General features: G+C 63.9%; 12 protein-coding genes. 6 read left to right on the forward strand and 6 right to left on the reverse strand.

Annotation, left to right across the window (positions count from 1 at the left end; genetic code table 11):
* Positions 1-108: 108 nt before the first annotated feature.
* Positions 109-621, reverse strand: a complete 513-nt coding sequence (locus ACQY7R_RS20765) for a hypothetical protein (RefSeq protein WP_428307467.1) — start codon at positions 619-621, stop codon at positions 109-111.
* Between the two features lie 860 nt (positions 622-1481).
* On the opposite strand from ACQY7R_RS20765, the gene ACQY7R_RS20770 reads away from it, so the two are divergent.
* The 3 genes from ACQY7R_RS20770 to ACQY7R_RS20780 all read left to right on the forward strand — a co-directional run bounded on the left by ACQY7R_RS20770 (position 1482) and on the right by ACQY7R_RS20780 (position 6402).
* Positions 1482-2351: a radical SAM protein gene (locus ACQY7R_RS20770; RefSeq protein WP_428307468.1), complete on the forward strand. Its 870-nt coding sequence runs from the start codon at positions 1482-1484 to the stop codon at positions 2349-2351.
* 254 nt (positions 2352-2605) lie between these two features.
* Positions 2606-3913 carry a UDP-glucose dehydrogenase family protein gene (locus ACQY7R_RS20775; protein ID WP_428307469.1) on the forward strand — a complete coding sequence of 436 codons (1308 nt, stop codon included), beginning with the start codon at positions 2606-2608 and terminating at the stop codon, positions 3911-3913.
* Positions 3914-4215: 302 nt separating this feature from the next.
* Positions 4216-6402 carry an aspartyl protease family protein gene (locus ACQY7R_RS20780; protein ID WP_428307470.1) on the forward strand — a complete coding sequence of 729 codons (2187 nt, stop codon included), beginning with the start codon at positions 4216-4218 and terminating at the stop codon, positions 6400-6402.
* Positions 6403-6826: 424 nt separating this feature from the next.
* Here ACQY7R_RS20780 and ACQY7R_RS20785 read toward each other — a convergent pair whose 3' ends face one another.
* The 5 genes from ACQY7R_RS20785 to ACQY7R_RS20805 all read right to left on the reverse strand — a co-directional run bounded on the left by ACQY7R_RS20785 (position 6827) and on the right by ACQY7R_RS20805 (position 10780).
* Positions 6827-7234, reverse strand: a complete 408-nt coding sequence (locus ACQY7R_RS20785; protein ID WP_428307471.1) for a TadE family protein — start codon at positions 7232-7234, stop codon at positions 6827-6829.
* Between the two features lie 60 nt (positions 7235-7294).
* Positions 7295-8443 (reverse strand): VWA domain-containing protein, encoded by a 1149-nt coding sequence (locus ACQY7R_RS20790; RefSeq protein WP_428307472.1) that lies wholly within the window; start codon positions 8441-8443, stop codon positions 7295-7297.
* Positions 8444-8447: 4 nt separating this feature from the next.
* Positions 8448-8864: a TadE/TadG family type IV pilus assembly protein gene (locus ACQY7R_RS20795; RefSeq protein ID WP_428307473.1), complete on the reverse strand. Its 417-nt coding sequence runs from the start codon at positions 8862-8864 to the stop codon at positions 8448-8450.
* 202 nt (positions 8865-9066) lie between these two features.
* Complete coding sequence (locus tag ACQY7R_RS20800) at positions 9067-9540, reverse strand: hypothetical protein (RefSeq protein WP_152096841.1); 474 nt, start codon at positions 9538-9540, stop codon at positions 9067-9069.
* Positions 9541-9745: 205 nt separating this feature from the next.
* Positions 9746-10780: a hypothetical protein gene (locus tag ACQY7R_RS20805; protein ID WP_428307474.1), complete on the reverse strand. Its 1035-nt coding sequence runs from the start codon at positions 10778-10780 to the stop codon at positions 9746-9748.
* A 140-nt stretch (positions 10781-10920) separates the two neighbouring features.
* On the opposite strand from ACQY7R_RS20805, the gene ACQY7R_RS20810 reads away from it, so the two are divergent.
* The 3 genes from ACQY7R_RS20810 (at position 10921) to ACQY7R_RS20820 (ending at position 15727) form a co-directional block, all read left to right on the forward strand.
* Positions 10921-11814 carry a metallophosphoesterase gene (locus ACQY7R_RS20810; protein WP_428307475.1) on the forward strand — a complete coding sequence of 298 codons (894 nt, stop codon included), beginning with the start codon at positions 10921-10923 and terminating at the stop codon, positions 11812-11814.
* Between the two features lie 154 nt (positions 11815-11968).
* The gene (lnt, locus tag ACQY7R_RS20815) at positions 11969-13732 is read left to right on the forward strand and encodes an apolipoprotein N-acyltransferase (protein WP_428307476.1); all 1764 of its coding nucleotides are present in this window, start codon (positions 11969-11971) and stop codon (positions 13730-13732) included.
* 198 nt (positions 13733-13930) lie between these two features.
* Complete coding sequence (locus ACQY7R_RS20820; RefSeq protein ID WP_428307477.1) at positions 13931-15727, forward strand: ABC-F family ATP-binding cassette domain-containing protein; 1797 nt, start codon at positions 13931-13933, stop codon at positions 15725-15727.
* Positions 15728-15775 lie beyond the last annotated feature (48 nt).

Below are 15775 nucleotides of genomic sequence, written 5' to 3' on the forward strand. Positions count from 1 at the left end.
CCGGCGCGCTTCCTTGCGCGCTGGGCGGCTGAATCGCGAGCTTCCGTGCTCGCGTGTTCCGATCAGCCCCCGGTCAGCGACCGGGGGCTAAGCTGTCTTTCGTCTCGCTTACTGCGGGCCGATCGTCGGCGGATTGGCCATCAGGAAGTCGCGCGGACCGCGAGTCGTGTAGTACGGGTACGCGGTTTGGCCGGTCGGAGGGCCAGGGTTGTAGGTCGGGTACTCGGGATAGCCGCCCGCATGCGGGCAGAGGCCGTTGGCTCCGCAGCCAGCGAGGCCGCAGCCACCCTGTCCGCATCCACCTGGGCCGCAGCCGCCAGCGCCGCAACCGCCGCCGGCAATCCGTTCGGCCAGCATGCTGCACGGTCCGCCGTTGCAGCAACCTTCGCAGCCGCCGCAGGCTTCGCCGCAGGCGACGTCGCAGCCAGCGAGTTGGCAGTTGCCGGTGTCTTTGTCAAAGAGTTTGCCAGTTGGCCGAGCACCGCTACGGGTGATCAGCGGCCGCGGAGCGCGGCGGTGCGAGGCCACGCCGCAGCCATCGCCACAGCCTGTGAGCCCAGACGAGGCGCAGCCGCTAGCCAACAGGCATAGCAGCCCCACCAATGCAATGCATTGTTTCATCGAATTCCCCCCCTGTGAGTCGCGGGATCGACCAGCAGAGCGGTCGACCTGTCGGCTTCGCCCCCAATCTGACGAAGCCTCCGAGCCGTGGCGCCGCGCGGGGCGTCGCTGGATCAAACAGCTCGTGCAATAGGTATCGGCGGCATATTCGGCAAAGTTGAAAGGAGTTGGGGAGAGCGGGGAGTTTCGAGCCGCCAGAAGTGCTATCGCAGCAAGTAGCCGCGGGTCAACGACCCGCCGGAGCGGCGCGGCAAAGACTCACCACCAAGAGAAGATTCACCACAAAGACACGACGACCGCAAAGTAGCACAAAGAGTGCAGTAAGAACGGCAGCATGCCATGCCTCCAACGCCAACGGCGTTCCACAACAAAGCCCAGGGTCGCGCAGCGCACCCTGGGTTGCAGGCCCGTCCCAAGAACAAAACCCCGACGGGGTTTCACAACGTTCGCTCGCCAATGGCGGTTATGTAACCCCGTTGGGGTAACTCTCGCTTACTGACGACTGATTCCCAGGGTGCGCCGCTAGGGCGGCGACCTTGGGCTTCGATATGCAACGCCTTCGGCGTAGTAGCCGCGGGTCAACGACCCGCCGGAGCGGGGACAAATCGCCCGTTCGCCGATCAACGGCGTTCGTCGTATGATATGGAGACCGACGCGCGGCCTGCGGCACGCGGCCAAATGGGCGTGGCTGCATGCGACGCGTCAGAGCGCTGCAGCATGCTCACGCCTTGGGGGCGAGAGCATGCCACCCATGTTTGCCCCCATTCCCCATTCCCCATTCCCCATTCCCCATTCGCCATTCGCCATTCCCCATTCGCCATTCGCCATTCGCCATTCGCCATTCGCCATTTCTGCTTCCCATGCCATCCCACCAACTCCACACGCGACACGAGCGGCGGTTCGACTCAAACCGCTTCGTCTACCCGGTGCTTAGTCGCCGGTCGCGGGGGATTTCGATCGGGGTGAATCTCAATCCAGACAAGATCTGCAACTTCGATTGCATCTACTGTCAGGTCGATCGGACGCGGCAGAGCGAGACGCGGTTCGTCGAGTTCGACGCCCTGGTGACGGAACTCGGCGACATGCTCGACTTCGTTTCCTCGGGCGAGATCTACGAGACGGAGAAGTTCCGCGATACGCCGCTCGAACTGCGCCGACTCAACGACATGGCCTTCTCCGGCGACGGCGAGCCGACGACCTACAAGAACTTCGACGAGCTAATCGCCTCGTGCGCGGAAGTAAAACGCGTCCGCGGGCTCGACGACGTGAAGATGGTGCTCATCACCAATGCGAGCATGTTCCATCGCCCGCATGTGCAGCGCGGGCTCGCGACGCTCGACGCCAACAACGGCGAGATCTGGGCGAAGCTCGAAGCCGGCACGGCCGAGTACTTCAAGCTGGTCGATCGGACGCCGATCGCGTTCCAGCAGATTTTGGACAACATCGCCGTCGCGGCGCAAGTGCGGCCGCTCGTGATTCAGTCGCTCTTTATGCGGGTGGCAGGCGAACCGCCGACGCCGGCCGAGCTCGACGCCTTTTGCGACCGGCTCAACGAGATTACCTCAGCGGGGGGGCAGCTTAGCTTGGTGCAGATTTACACCGTGGCCCGCCGGCCGGCCGAAAGCTTCGTCGCCCCGCTGACCGATGCCGAGGTTGATGCGATTGTCGCCCTGGTGGAATCCCGCACGGGGCTGAAGTCGGCCGCATTCTACGGCACAGCAGGCTATTAGTCGCGGCTCAACGAGCCGCCGGAGTGGTGATGGCTGGGGGCGGCCTCACCGTCAATTCCCGCAGGGATGAACCCAGCGGCTCGCATTGCGCGATTTCGCTCGCCCTGCTCCCATTCCCGCTGGCAACGCCGTTCCCGATCCGCGGTTCGCTGACTATGCTGTAAGCTTTTCCGGTGCGAACGCAATATCGTGGCGCCGCCGGAACCGGGAGCCGACGTCGGCCCCGTTCGGTTCGTTCTCAGGATCGCATTCAAATGAAGATCGCCGTCGTTGGGACAGGTTACGTTGGCCTCGTCACGGGGACATGCTTCGCCGACAGCGGCAATGAAGTCATTTGCGTCGATATCAATAAGGCCAAAGTCGACGCCCTCAACCGGGGCGAGATTCCGATCTACGAGCCTGGTCTCGCCGAGTTGGTGGAGCACAACGTCGAGGCGAAGCGGCTGAAGTTCACGACCGATTTGCCAGCGGCGGTGAAGGTCGCCGAGATTGTTTACCTCGCCGTTGGCACGCCGCAAGGCGCCGACGGAGCGGCCAACCTCTCAGCTCTGTGGAGCGTCGTTGAAACGCTCGCCCCCCACCTCCGCACCGACGCGGTCGTCGTGACCAAAAGCACCGTGCCGGTTGGCACCTGTGCGCGGATTACCAGCATGCTCCGCGAGTTCACCGGTCGCGACTGCGACGTGGCGAGCAACCCCGAGTTCCTGAAGGAAGGCGCCGCGATCGAGGACTTCATGAAGCCCGATCGTGTCGTCGTCGGCGTCCGCCGGCAAGAAGTGGCCGACACGCTGCACCAACTCTACGAGCCATTCCTGCGGACCGAAAAGCCGTTCCTCTCGATGTCGCCCGAGAGTGCGGAGATGACGAAGTACGTCGCCAACGCGCTGCTGTCGACGAAGATCAGCTTCATCAACGAGATGGCCAACCTGTGCGAGCGGATGGGGGGCGACATCAACGACGTCCGCCGCGGCATCGGCCACGACAGCCGCATCGGCTTCGCGTTCCTGTTCCCGGGCGTCGGTTACGGCGGCAGCTGCTTCCCCAAAGACGTCCGGGCGCTCGAAGCGATGGCCGTGCAGCATGGCCTCGAGCCGACGATCTTGCGGGCCGTCGACGCGGTGAACGAACGGCAGAAGTCGGTCATCGCCGGGAAGATCGAGCAGCACTTTGGCGGGGAACTTGCCGGCAAGACGATTGCCGTCTGGGGCCTGGCGTTCAAGCCGCGGACCGACGATATCCGCGAAGCCCCGGCGCTGACGCTGATCGACTGGCTACTGGAAAAGGGCGCCAAGGTGCGGGTGCACGATCCCGAAGCGATGAACAACGTGCGGGCCGACTACGGCGATAAGCTGGAGTACTGCGACATGCGGATGGACGCCATCGACGGCGCCGACGCCCTCTGCATCATGACCGAGTGGAAGGATTACCACTCGCCCGACTTCGCCGAGATGTACCAGCTGCTGAAATCGCCGGTGATCTTCGACGGCCGGAACTTATACGAGCCAGACCGCATGCGTCGCCGGGGGTATAAGTACTTCAGCATCGGCCGGCCGACGGTCTAAAGCCACTGGCTCTGCCGGTGGACGAACTGCTGGCAGTCGCTGACTTGGTTCTCGCTCCGTCCGTCGGCAATGCCGGCGGCTTCCATCTTGCCCCGTTCGTTGACACCCCCTCCCCACGGGTTTAGCCTTGAGGGTGTGCCGGGCCGGCAGGGGCAAACGCTGGGGACGGACAGAGAGACTCTTTTCGCGGCGCGCCGCCATGGGCGGACGGAATTTCTCGCTGCGCTTTCCCCGGGACGGGATGGAACTGAACGACGCGCGCCGGCATTGATCGCGGGCGAGGCGTGATGAGAAAGGCAACCATGTCAGGATTCCGTGGCTCGTTGGCCCGCACGCTAGCGGTCATTGGCTTTGCAGTCGCGTTCACCGCCTCGCGCGCGAACGCGACCGGCGTGCCGATCGACGGCTTCTTGCCGATGGTCGGCATCACGCTGACCGACGAGTTCGTCGACGACATCGACTTCTTCCCGCACGCCTCAACTTCGGTCGGCGGCGACTATCTCAGTCAGAATGGCTCGCCGCGGTTCGACGTGGCGCTGCTGGATACGGGCGCCGCCGTGTCGCTACTGACGACCGCGGCCGACGCGGCGTTCAATATCGACGGCCCCTACTCTGGCCAGCCAGACGGATTCAAAGGGACCGAGTTCATCCAGATCGGCGGCGCCACCGGCCTGCTCGAGGCGCGCGTGAGCGATCCCCTTGGCCTCTACGCCGCTGGTCTGCAGACCCGCACGGGCGGCGGCGCGGCGCTTTCAATAAACACCGGCAACTTGTTAGGGCAGACGAACACTTCAGTGGCGACGCTACCGGTCGAGTCGCCGCTGCCGAACATTCTCGGACTTCCGTTCGCCAGCCAGTACGCGACGCGGATTCGCAATAGCTTGCCGCAGGTGTTCGACTTGGAAGGCAAGACGGTGCGCAGCCCGGCGATCGATTTCCTGCCGTTGGGATCGGGCGCAACGCATGGCATCACGCGCAAGGCGCCGATGAGCCTGCAAGGCGAAGCGCCTTCGACGCCGTTCTATCAGCTGAACTTCGGCGGCATCGGCGGGGGCGAGCTCGACTTCTATGAAAACCCTTCCTCGCCCACGATCGTGCAAGGGGGGCACTTCCTCAACGTCAATGCAGCGAACAACGGGGCGGCGCTCAATTCGCAGCAGTTCTTCTTCGATACCGGCGCCAGCGTGACGGTGTTGTCCGAACTCACCGCGTTGCAGCTCGGCATCGATATCCAGACCGATACGCCCGACTTCACGCTGGAGATCGTCGGTTCGGGCGGCGGCTCTGGCGCCGTGCCTGGGTTTTTCATCGATCAGTTCACTGTGCTGGCGACCGGTGGCAGCGTCACGCTGTCGAACGTCCCGGTGTTGGTGTTCGACGTCACGAATCCCGCGAGTCCAGGCAACATCGTGCCGGGCATTGTCGGGACGAACGTTTTCGCTGGGCGTGACATTATCATCGACCCCAACCCGTCGCTGGGCGGCGGCGGGTCGAGCGCCGGCGTCTACATTAGCGATGCGGTAACGTCGGACAAGAATTGGTCCTCCACGGCCGCCAGCGCTTCGTGGGCAGCCGGCGGCAGCTGGAACGGCGGGGCCGCTCCGACGACGCTGGGCATCGCGAACGTTCGCAACGTCGGCAGCGGCAACCAAGAAGCCGTCCTGTCGGCGTCGACCACGGTGTACGAAATGAACGTCTCCGGCGTCGCGGCGCGGGCGATGACGGTTCGCGTCCAGAGCGGCGCGAAGCTCACGACGTTTACGGGCATCAACGTCGAGAAATTTGGCGCTGTGCAGCTCGACGGCGGCGCTCTCGACGCTCAATACGTCGAAATCATGGGCGGCACGCTCAGCGGCAGCGGCAGCATCGCCACCGGCAGCGGGCCGATCGATGGGCAAGTCGAGAATCGCGGCGGCGTGGTGGCTCCCGGCAATGGCTCAACGACGGGGACGATCTCGATTCGCGGCCGCTTCGCGAATGCTCACGACGGCGCCGTCAACATCGACGTCGGCGGCACGACGGCTGGCACGCAATATGATCGGCTATTGGTTAATGGAACCGTTGCGCTCGACGGCGTGCTGAACGTCTCGCTCGTCAACCTCGGCGGCGGGATCTTCACCCCAGCGCTCGGCAGTTTCTTTTCGATCATCGAAGGGACGACGATCGGCGGCACGTTCTCGACGCTCAACATGCCAACGCTGCCGAGCGGGCGCATGTGGGTCGTCGATTACGAAGAGACGGCCGTCAAATTGAAGGTGACGCTGCCGGGCGACTTCGACGGCGATTGGAACGTCGACGCCGACGATCTGGCGTTGTGGAAGACGGGCTACGGCACGACCTACAACGGCAATGATTTGCTGCAGTGGCAGCGGTATTTCGGGCAGAGCATCGCGGGCGCCATTGCCGCGGTGCCGGAGCCGACGACGGGCGGTCTGATGCTTGTCGCTGCGGCAGGCTTGGCGGCGGCACGCCGGCGTCGTGGCGTTTAACTTGCCCAGCGCCTGCGATCACCGCTCCGGCGGGGCGTCGACCCGCGGCTGTTACGCCGAAGGCGTTGTACATCGAAGCCCAGGGTCGCCGCGCTGGCGGCGCACCCTGGGTATCGGGCACAACAACCGCATTTACCCCAACGGGGTTACATAGCTGCCGTCACTACCGGGCAAACGTTGTGAAACGCCGTTGGGGTTTTGTCTCTTGGGGCGGCCCTTCAACCCAGGGTGCGCTGCGCGACCCTGGGCTTTGTTGTGTAACGCCGTTGGCGTTCTCCCAAGCAACAGAGAGCGTGTTCTCGCCTCGTGCGGCGAGAACTGGCCAGCTGACGTGGTAACTCTCGCATCAAGGCGCTTCACCGCTGCTTGATAACTGCTCGTTCGGGGCCGTTGACCCGCGGCTGCTACGGGAAGCGACGACAGGTTAGTCGATCGGGCGTTCGGTCTTCAGCGTGCTCGTCGCGTGGATCGTCGTCGCCTTTGTGAACTTGGGCGTGATCCAGCCGTTTGTCAGCATGGGGATGTCGATGGTCACAGTCACCGTGTCGTCCGTGGGCCCGACGACTTTGATCTTCGCATCGCGGGCGCCGATGATCTTGAGCATCGAGGTGGCCTTGGCGGTTGCTTCGGCCGCGGTAGCGCCCGGCACCATGGCATGGCGGGCCGCTTCGTATGCCGCTTGATCGGCCGTATGGCGGATGATGTTCAAGCGCCCGAATTCCAGGCTCGCAACGACGAGCAAAAAGAAGATCGGCGCAACGATCGCGAACTCAACCGCGGCGGCGCCGGTGCGGCGGGGGACGAGTTTCGAGTTGCGTGATGGGTGACGCATGGCGGTGAGGCGTTTCGCGTTCAGTTCTTTATCTTCTTCTTAAACTCGCTCCGGCGGCGGCTACTCCGTCAACATCACCGGCAGCGTTGAGGCGATCTCGCGGAAAATCGCTTCCAATGCGGCAGCGTCGGCGGCGTGGAAATGTTTGCCGCCGGTGGCTGCGGCGACCTTCTGCATGCGGGTAATGTCGGCTTCGCTGCTGAATGTCACCGTGTTGATCGTAATGTTCTGCAGCGCCGCCTTTTGGGCTGCGACGACCGGATCGCCGCCCGAGTTGTGCAGACCGTCGGTCATCAGCACCATTGTCCGCACGGCGAACGGCCGGACCTTCGTCCCGGTGAGCACCTTCACGCCGTTGTCGATGCCCGAGCCGATGGCGGTATTGCCCTTCACGGCACGACTGCTCAGCGTATTCATCTGGTTGCGGATCGGCTGATAGTTGAACCCGAGATCCGCGTTGATGTCGGAGACGTTGCAGGTAAAGCTGCAAGAAGTGTCTTTGCTCGAGTAGCTGACCAAACCGCACTGCTCTTCCTGGAGCGTGTCGTCGAGTTCCTCAAGGAACGCATTGACGGCCGTGTACAACGATCCCCAGCGGCTCTTGGTCATGTTCGGCACGCTACAGGCGTTACCGCCAGGGACCGTTGAACCGTTGAGCGTCCACATCATCGAGCCGGAGCGGTCGACGACGAGGCAAATGTCGCGGTCGAGTTGCGTCGACGCCGCGATATGAACTGGCTGGAAATTGGAGACGCCGAGCATACGGCCGAGCAGCAGGCCGACAGGGCCGGCGGCGGAGGAGGTGGTGCGACGGCCAGTGACGCGGACTGCGTTCGGTTGTGCACCGCCGGCCGTAAACTTGAATCGCGACGTGCTGCTCGATTGGGAGCCTTTGCCGATTTCGATCTGATCGTTCGTGAGCTTGAGGCCCACGCCGGCGACCTTGTTCTTCAAGGCGGCGGCGACGGCGGCGGCTTTCGCTTGGGTCTGGTCTTGCGACATGCTCAGAGTCTTGGCGCCGGCGCGAGCGGCGGCGTCGGTCGCTGTGCGAAGCTCGGTGCGCGTCAACTGCATGTAGGCGACGTCGACGGCGAACGCGGCCGCGATGATGAACAGCGGCAGGCAGATCGCGATCAACGGCAACATGCCGCCGCGGCGCTGAGTTGAGCGAGGGCGACTATTCAGGCGTTGCATAGCGGAGTGCGTCATTGGTCTAAAACTCTTTCATCATCGTGGCCGTGCCAGTGAGCGTCTTGCCGCGGAAAAAGCTGCCCGGAATCACCGAGTTCTTCGCCGCCGGCGCCGAAACGGTGACCGTGATGTACTGCCCACGGGCGAGCGCTTGAAAGCTCACGGGATTGATCGTGATGGTGGCGTCCTTGACGCGCCGATCGGTCAGGACGGCGTTGCATGCGGCCTGCACGTTCGCGGTCGTCGACGCCGGTTCGATGGCAGTGCGGATCCCTTCGTACGCGGCGACCGTCAGCGACTGCTTGAGGAAAATCATCGTGCAGCACTCGATCATCGCGAGTACCATCAACACGAGAATCGGCAAGCAAACAGCCAACTCGCTCGCCGCAACGGCGCGACGCGAATCACGGCAATGATGGAGGCTGGGGCGCCGTCGCATTGGGGAATCCGTAGGGTAAGTGGCGATGCGGAAATCCGTCGTGCAACTGTAGGTCACTGATTGTCCCCGTCTGGTCCCCTCCCCTTGAGGAGGAGGGTTAGGGAGGGGTGACGGCAGCGGGTACCAGGGTTCCACCCCCTCCCCAGCCCTCCCCTCAAGGGGGAGGGAGCCAGAAGGAGCGCGGCGGTAAGCCGGCGTTTCGTCAGCTCGCAGTAACGGGCGTCGGCTCCGAGGTTTCGGCGGTCGTACTCGCCGCGGGCGGATCGACCGTCTCGCCCTTCAGCCGGGCGACCATCGCGTTGAAATCGTCGGCCAGCCCTTGCCAGAAGTCGACTTCGCGAAACTTCAGCGGGCGGAACTCCTCGCCGTTGGCCAAGCCGCGGATCGTGTTGCGCAGGCGGTAGATCGGCCCGGCAAAGCGGTGGCTCAGCTTGATCGTGTCGAGAATGAAGACCGGCAGGAGGAAGAACATCACGAGCAAGAACGGACCGTGCGTCCACCACACCTGCTGAGCATGCTCTTCAAACGAGCGAAACGGATTGCTCATGATTTGCAGGCAGAACGCGACGAGACTCGCAACGCCGATGAACGCACACCAATGAAACACCAATCGACGAACAAGGGCGCCTTGCACCTTGGGATCGACGAACGTTTTCTTGCGTCCTGAATGCGACATGAGACAGTCACCTTGTAACTACCTGGGCGCGATGCCGGAGAAATTCCGCTGGAGTCGACGGTGCGGCGTCGACGCATTGCACATCCAAAGGGTAGGTCATCCCATTTAACGGAATGCCACAAGGCGACGGGGGATGCGGAAGTCCCCAGCGGGGAATTTAGCTCACGCGACCCTACAGGCGTTACAAACGGACGTTGGGCGTCGATTACGGCGACGTTCCGCCGGCCGCTTGCGACAGCAATTCATCAACCTGTCGATGAAACGCAAAGATCGCGCTCCGCACGGCGACGTACTCGCCACCGCTTTCGAGGAGCGTCACCAGCGGCTGCCACGCTTCCGCCGGCAGTGCCGAAGCCTCGGCCGCTGCCGCGAAATCACCAGCTTGGATCGCCGTGTCGCCGCGGCGGGGCGAGTAGCTGAGCAGCAACAGATTCGAGCGGATCGCCACGTTCGCGAGTCCGCCGGCCGCGGGGCCGAACCGCTCCGTCGCCGAGGCGATTACCGCCGCGGCTGGCTCGCCTTGCAGGGCCGCAACGACCGCTTGCTCGGGGCTCGCACCGTCTACTGCCTTTGGCAGCGGCGGAAGTTCGACGCCGACCGACACGGCCGCGGCGGCCGCTTCGGCGAGGGTTGCTTCGTACCGTTCGGCCGGAAGCTGCTTGGCGTACATCGCCGCGGCGAAGCTCCACTTTTGGGCGGCCTGCCAGACGGCGAGCCGTTCGGTTGGCGTTGCTGCGGGAGCGGCGGCGGTGGGCGTTTCGGCAACCGAAGACTCGGCGGGCGGGGCCATTTCGTGGGCGGGCGTTTCGCTGGGGAAGAGTTCGTCGAACGAGGCGTCCTCGCCCGCGGGCGGCTGCGCACCACCGGCTTCGAGCGAGGGCTGGCTAGCGGCGTCGACCGGCGTCGTCGCGGCCTCTGGAGCGGCTGCCGCCGGAGGCGCCGCAACCGGCGTCTCGGTCGCCAGATCGAGTGGCGGGGTTTCAACGAGAGGAGCCTCGGCGGGGGAATGCTCTACGGGAGCCGCGTCGGCAGGGGCGGCGGTCGCGACTTCCGCCGGTTCGGCCGGCAAAACCGGCTCATGGGCGGGGGAAACCGCACTCGCCGGTGGTTCCGCCGTAGAATTGTCCGCCGTTTCCTGGCGAACGGGCGTCGCGGCCGGTTCGTACTTAATTTCCTCCCAGCAGCCGAGCAGTGCCGGCAGAACGCACAAGGCCGCCGCAAGGAGCGATAAGCGTTTCACGAAGCTGAGATGAACAAGAAGCAAGGAAGTGCCCAAAGCGACAGGTGGGGCGATATGCAACAAACAACTATACTCAATTCTCCGCTGCGGGCCGATGGTGAACCTCAGTGAGAGATAGCGTTGGCCAGGGAAATCGCGTCGTGAGTTCAACCTTCGAGCCCGATCATTCGACTCAACCGTCAGACCCGCTGTCACGGCGTCGGTTTCTTGCGCGCTCGGTGAAGACGATGGGCGCCGTCGCGGCCGCAACGTTCCTCTACACTTGGCGGGTCGAGCCCCATTGGGTCGAAGTCGTCGAGCGGCCGCTGCCAATCGTCGGGCTGCCGCCGTCGATGGTTGGCAAGCGATTAGTGCAGGTGAGCGATCTGCACGTCGGTCCCGTGGTCGATCAGGACTACATCATCTCGTCGCTTGAGCGGATCGCCGAGCTGCGGCCCGATGCGATCATCGTGACGGGCGACTTCATGACCTGCCACGGCGACGAGTCGGTCGCTCAAACGCTCGACGCGCTCCGCGCCTTGCCGCCGGCGCCGTGGGGACGGTTGGCGATCTTGGGCAATCACGACTACGGAAGCCGTTGGCGGCAAGACTATGTGGCCGACGCCCTCTGCCGCGGCCTCGAGAAAATGGATGTTCGCGTCTTGCGAAACGAAGTCGCCATGGTCGGCGACCTGCAGGTAGCGGGTGTTGACGAGTTCTGGGCGGGCCGTCACTTCCAGCCTGAGCGAGCGCTGCGAGATTTGGATACCACTCGCGCCGCGCTCGCGCTCTGCCACAATCCCGACGGCGTCGACCAACCGCAGTGGGATGGTTTTCAAGGCTGGATCTTGGCTGGGCACACGCACGGCGGCCAGTGCAAGGCGCCGTTCCTGCCGCCGCCGATCACGCCCGTGGCGAACAAACGTTACTCAGCGGGCGAGTACGACCTGGCGCCGGGACGCTGGATGTACATCAATCGTGGGTTGGGCTACAGCTTTCGCGTGAGGTTCAACGCGCGGCCGGAGATTACGGTCTTCACGCTGCAACGGGTTTAGCCCCGGGCTCCGCCCGGGGGGTGGGTGTAAAGTAGGGACGGCGCTCCACGAGGTGGTGCGCGACCCCCGGGCGGAGCCCGGGGCTAGGAGGGGCGCTCGCCCGTTGCTCCAAGTGGAATTGGCAAGCTTGCGCGTTCCCCGTAGCTTGGCGGCTATGACGGCCGACGCTCTGCCACCGATTGAAACCACTTCGCAGCCGCAGCTTGACGCTGCCGTAGCGCCGGCTGGTCGCTGGACGACGCTCGCGCTCGGCATGCTCGGCGCCCTGCTCTGCTATTTGGCCCATCCGCCGATCGGTTGGAGTTGGCTCGCTTGGATCGGCCCCGCCGCTTGGTTCTACGTCGCCCGTTTGCCGGTGATGCCGGGTAAGCGTCCCTACCGCGCCTTGTGGCTTGCTGGCACCTGCTATTGGATGGCGACGGTACAGTGGATTCGCCTGCCGCACGAGCTGAACATCTTCGGGCTCTTTTTGCTGGCGGGGTATCTAGGCGCCTACTTACCGCTAATCGTGGGGTTGATCCGCGTGGCGATGTTCCGCCTCGGCGTGCCGCTCTGGCTCGCGGCGCCGATCGCGTGGACGGGGCTCGAGTGGATTCGCGCCCGGCTGATGACCGGCTTCCTGATGGCGTCGCTCGCCCACACGCAGATACGGTTCACGCCGATCATTCAAATTGCAGACATCCTAGGCGAGTACGGTGTCACGTTCCTCATCGTGATGGTCGCCGCCGCAATCGCCGATGTCGCTTACCAACTCAGCGAGCCGAGGGGTTCATCCCCTCGGTCCCCAAAATCCCCCCGGCGAATTGTCGTAGCGATCGCCCCCGCCGTGCTCGCCTTCATCGCCGCCTACCTCTACGGCGAATTCCAAATCACCAAACAAAACTCTGCATCGGCCGAAGCCAAGACCGCCGCCATCGCCCTTATCCAAAGCGACATGCTCGCCGACTGGAAAGGCACCCCCGAACGCGACGAAGCGGTGATGGAGCAAATGGCCGAACTCTCCCGCCAAGCAGTGCGTGAGCACGAAGAGGTCGACCTCATCGTCTGGCCAGAGACGATGTTCCGCCGCACCTATCACCATTCCGACAACGACTACCGCCCGCCGCAGGAGATGCTGACGCAGTCGGTCGCTGAGATGTTCGGCGCCACGTCGACGTATCTCGGTCAGTTGACGCGCGAGCTCAACGTGCCGGTGCTCGTCGGCCTCGATCGCGTCTTTTGGGCGCCGCGTGCGAAGAACGCGCCGCGGACCGACGAACTCAACTTCCCGTTCACTTACGAGCAGTTCAACTCGTCGGCCGCGTACGATCGCGCAGGGCAGCTTGTCGGCACGTACGACAAGATGCACCTCCTGCCGTTCGGAGAGTACATTCCGTTCGTCCGCTGGCTGCCGTTCCTGCGCGACTACTCGCCGATCACCGGCGGCGCTCAGCCGGGCGTCGGGGCGACGGCGCTCGAAATCGAGGGCGTCGTTTATTCGCCAAACATCTGCTACGAGACGGTGCTGCCCCACCTCATCCGCCGGCAGGTCGCCGAGCTAGCAGTCGCTGGCAAAACTCCCGACGTGCTGGTGAACCTCACCAACGACGCTTGGTACTGGGGTTCCAGCGAACTCGACATGCATCTGGCCAGCGGCGTCTTCCGGGCGGTCGAAATGCGGACGCCGCTCGTGGTGTCGGCCAATCGCGGCCTGTCGGCCCATGTCGACCATCTGGGCCGGATCTTGGCCGCGACGGAGCGTGACGTGCCGGCGGCGCTGGTGGCCACCGTGACGCTGCCACCCCGCACCACGGCGTATCCGAGTCCGTTCGCCGCCTGGGGCGACTGGTTCGCCCTCGCCTGTCTGGTATGCTGCATGGTCCTGGCGATCATCGGCTGGCGCGACCGGCGGAAGAAGCGTCCGGTGCAGCGGGAATGACATGCCGTGCCACTGCTGGCTCGTCCAGCAGTGCGAAGCTGGTACACGGGCTCCACTGCTGGGCCAGCCAGCAGTGGCACGGGCTTGACCTGAACCACGTCCCCATTCAGCATTCGCCATTCCCCATTTGATCGCCGCTCCGGCGGGTCGTTGACCCGCGGCCACAAGATACCCTCCCACCTCCGACTACCCCCTCCCATGCCCGTCGTTTTGCAACTTCAGGACGCGTACAAGCGTTATGGCGATCAGGAACTTCTCGATGGCGCCACCTGCGCGCTACCTGACGATCAGAAGATCGGTTTGATCGGTCGCAACGGCGCCGGCAAGAGTACGCTTTGCCGCATTCTGCTAGGGGACGAAGAACTCGACGCCGGCGAGGTGGTGAAGAGCAAGAAGCTGCGGCTCGGCTACCTGCGGCAGCACGATCCGTTTCTCGAAGGCGAGACGGTGCTCGACTTCTTGATGCGCGACAGCGAGCAGCCCGACTGGCGCTGCGGCGAAATTGCGTGGCAGTTTCAGCTCCCCGACGTGATGCTGCACCAACCGGTGCGCTCGCTCTCCGGCGGTTGGCAAACCCGCGTGAAGCTGGCCGCGCTGCTGCTCCACGATCCGAACCTGCTGATCCTCGACGAACCGACGAACTTCCTCGACTTGCGCACGCAGTTGCTGCTTGAAGAATTCTTACGTGGGTTCAAGAGCGGCATTCTGGTCGTGTCGCATGATCGTTCGTTCCTCAAGCGAACCTGCACGCATACGCTCGAACTCTCGCGCGGCAAGCTGGAACTGTATCCCGGCGACGTCGATTCGTTCCTGGCCAACGTCGACGAACGCCGCGAGCATGATCGCCGCGTCAACGCGACGACGATGACGAAGCGGAAGCAACTCGAAACGTTCATCGCGAAGAACCGCGCCAACGCCGCCACCGCCAGTCAGGCGCGCAGCAAGGCGCGGATGCTCGAAAAGCTCACGCTCGTCGAAGTCGTGGGCGAAGAGGCGACGGTACGGTTCAGCTTCCCCGAAGTGGCGCCGCGGCAGGGAACCGCCCTGCGGACCGAGCGGATGGCGATCGGCTACCCCGAACGCGAAGTCGCCAAGGACGTGCAGATCGAAATCGAACATGGCCAACGCGTCGGCATCGTCGGCGACAACGGCCAAGGCAAGACGACCTTCCTGCGGACGATCTGCGGTTCGCTCGAACCGAAGGATGGCTCGCTTAAGTGGGGCTACGGCTGCCAGATGGGCGTCTACGCTCAGCACGTTTACACGACATTGCCGCAGAACGATACCGTGGAAGATTACCTGCATCGGCAGGCGGCACACGGCACGAACATGCAGCAGATCAAAGACGTCGCTGGCAGCTTCTTGTTCCGCGGCGAGCTGATTCAGAAGAAGATCAAGGTCCTCTCTGGCGGCGAGCGAGCCCGTTTGGTGCTTGCCGGCCTACTGCTCGAACAGCACAACATCCTCGTGCTCGACGAACCGGGCAACCATCTCGACGTCGAAACAGTCGAGGCCCTCGCCGACGCCCTCTGTCGTTACCCCGGCACGGTCATTTTCACGAGCCACGATCGGCACTTCATGCAGCGCGTGGCGAACACCGTGATCGAAGTCGGCAACGGCAAAGTCGCGAGCTATCCCGGCACGTTCGAAGACTACGTCTATCGCGTGCAGAAGGAACTCGAAAGCGGGCTGCGGGCTGAGCACTCGACCTACAATGCCGGCGCCTCGGCGAAGCACGCCGCGGAGACCGGCGGCGTCGCAACGCCCACGCGGCAGCTGTCCGGCAAAGAAGAACGCGAACTCGAAAAGCGTTTAAAGGCTGTCGAGCGCAAGATCGCCAAGCTCGATGACGAGAAGAAGCAACTCACCGCGAGCCTGATGACGATCACCGACGGCAAAGAGTCGAAGCGAGTCCAGGAGCAAATCGCCGCGATGGCGACGGAGATCGCGGAGCTAGAGAGCGAGTGGCTGCAGATTTCGGGGGATTTGGGGTAGTGCCGGCTAGCGGTTAACAAAGTTGGCCGTGGGCTTGGTAGGAGATTA

The organism is Lacipirellula sp., from assembly GCF_965279485.1.
Classification (GTDB): domain Bacteria; phylum Planctomycetota; class Planctomycetia; order Pirellulales; family Lacipirellulaceae; genus Lacipirellula.

Bases quoted from the DNA above. Each gene is read 5' to 3' on its own strand.
- ACQY7R_RS20765 (WP_428307467.1), bottom strand. From the start codon at position 621: ATGAAACAATGCATTGCATTGGTGGGGCTGCTATGCCTGTTGGCTAGC.
- ACQY7R_RS20770 (WP_428307468.1), top strand. From the start codon at position 1,482: ATGCCATCCCACCAACTCCACACGCGACACGAGCGGCGGTTCGACTCA.
- ACQY7R_RS20775 (WP_428307469.1), top strand. From the start codon at position 2,606: ATGAAGATCGCCGTCGTTGGGACAGGTTACGTTGGCCTCGTCACGGGG.
- ACQY7R_RS20780 (WP_428307470.1), top strand. From the start codon at position 4,216: ATGTCAGGATTCCGTGGCTCGTTGGCCCGCACGCTAGCGGTCATTGGC.
- ACQY7R_RS20785 (WP_428307471.1), bottom strand. From the start codon at position 7,234: ATGCGTCACCCATCACGCAACTCGAAACTCGTCCCCCGCCGCACCGGC.
- ACQY7R_RS20790 (WP_428307472.1), bottom strand. From the start codon at position 8,443: ATGACGCACTCCGCTATGCAACGCCTGAATAGTCGCCCTCGCTCAACT.
- ACQY7R_RS20795 (WP_428307473.1), bottom strand. From the start codon at position 8,864: ATGCGACGGCGCCCCAGCCTCCATCATTGCCGTGATTCGCGTCGCGCC.
- ACQY7R_RS20800 (WP_152096841.1), bottom strand. From the start codon at position 9,540: ATGTCGCATTCAGGACGCAAGAAAACGTTCGTCGATCCCAAGGTGCAA.
- lnt (WP_428307476.1), top strand. From the start codon at position 11,969: ATGACGGCCGACGCTCTGCCACCGATTGAAACCACTTCGCAGCCGCAG.
- ACQY7R_RS20820 (WP_428307477.1), top strand. From the start codon at position 13,931: ATGCCCGTCGTTTTGCAACTTCAGGACGCGTACAAGCGTTATGGCGAT.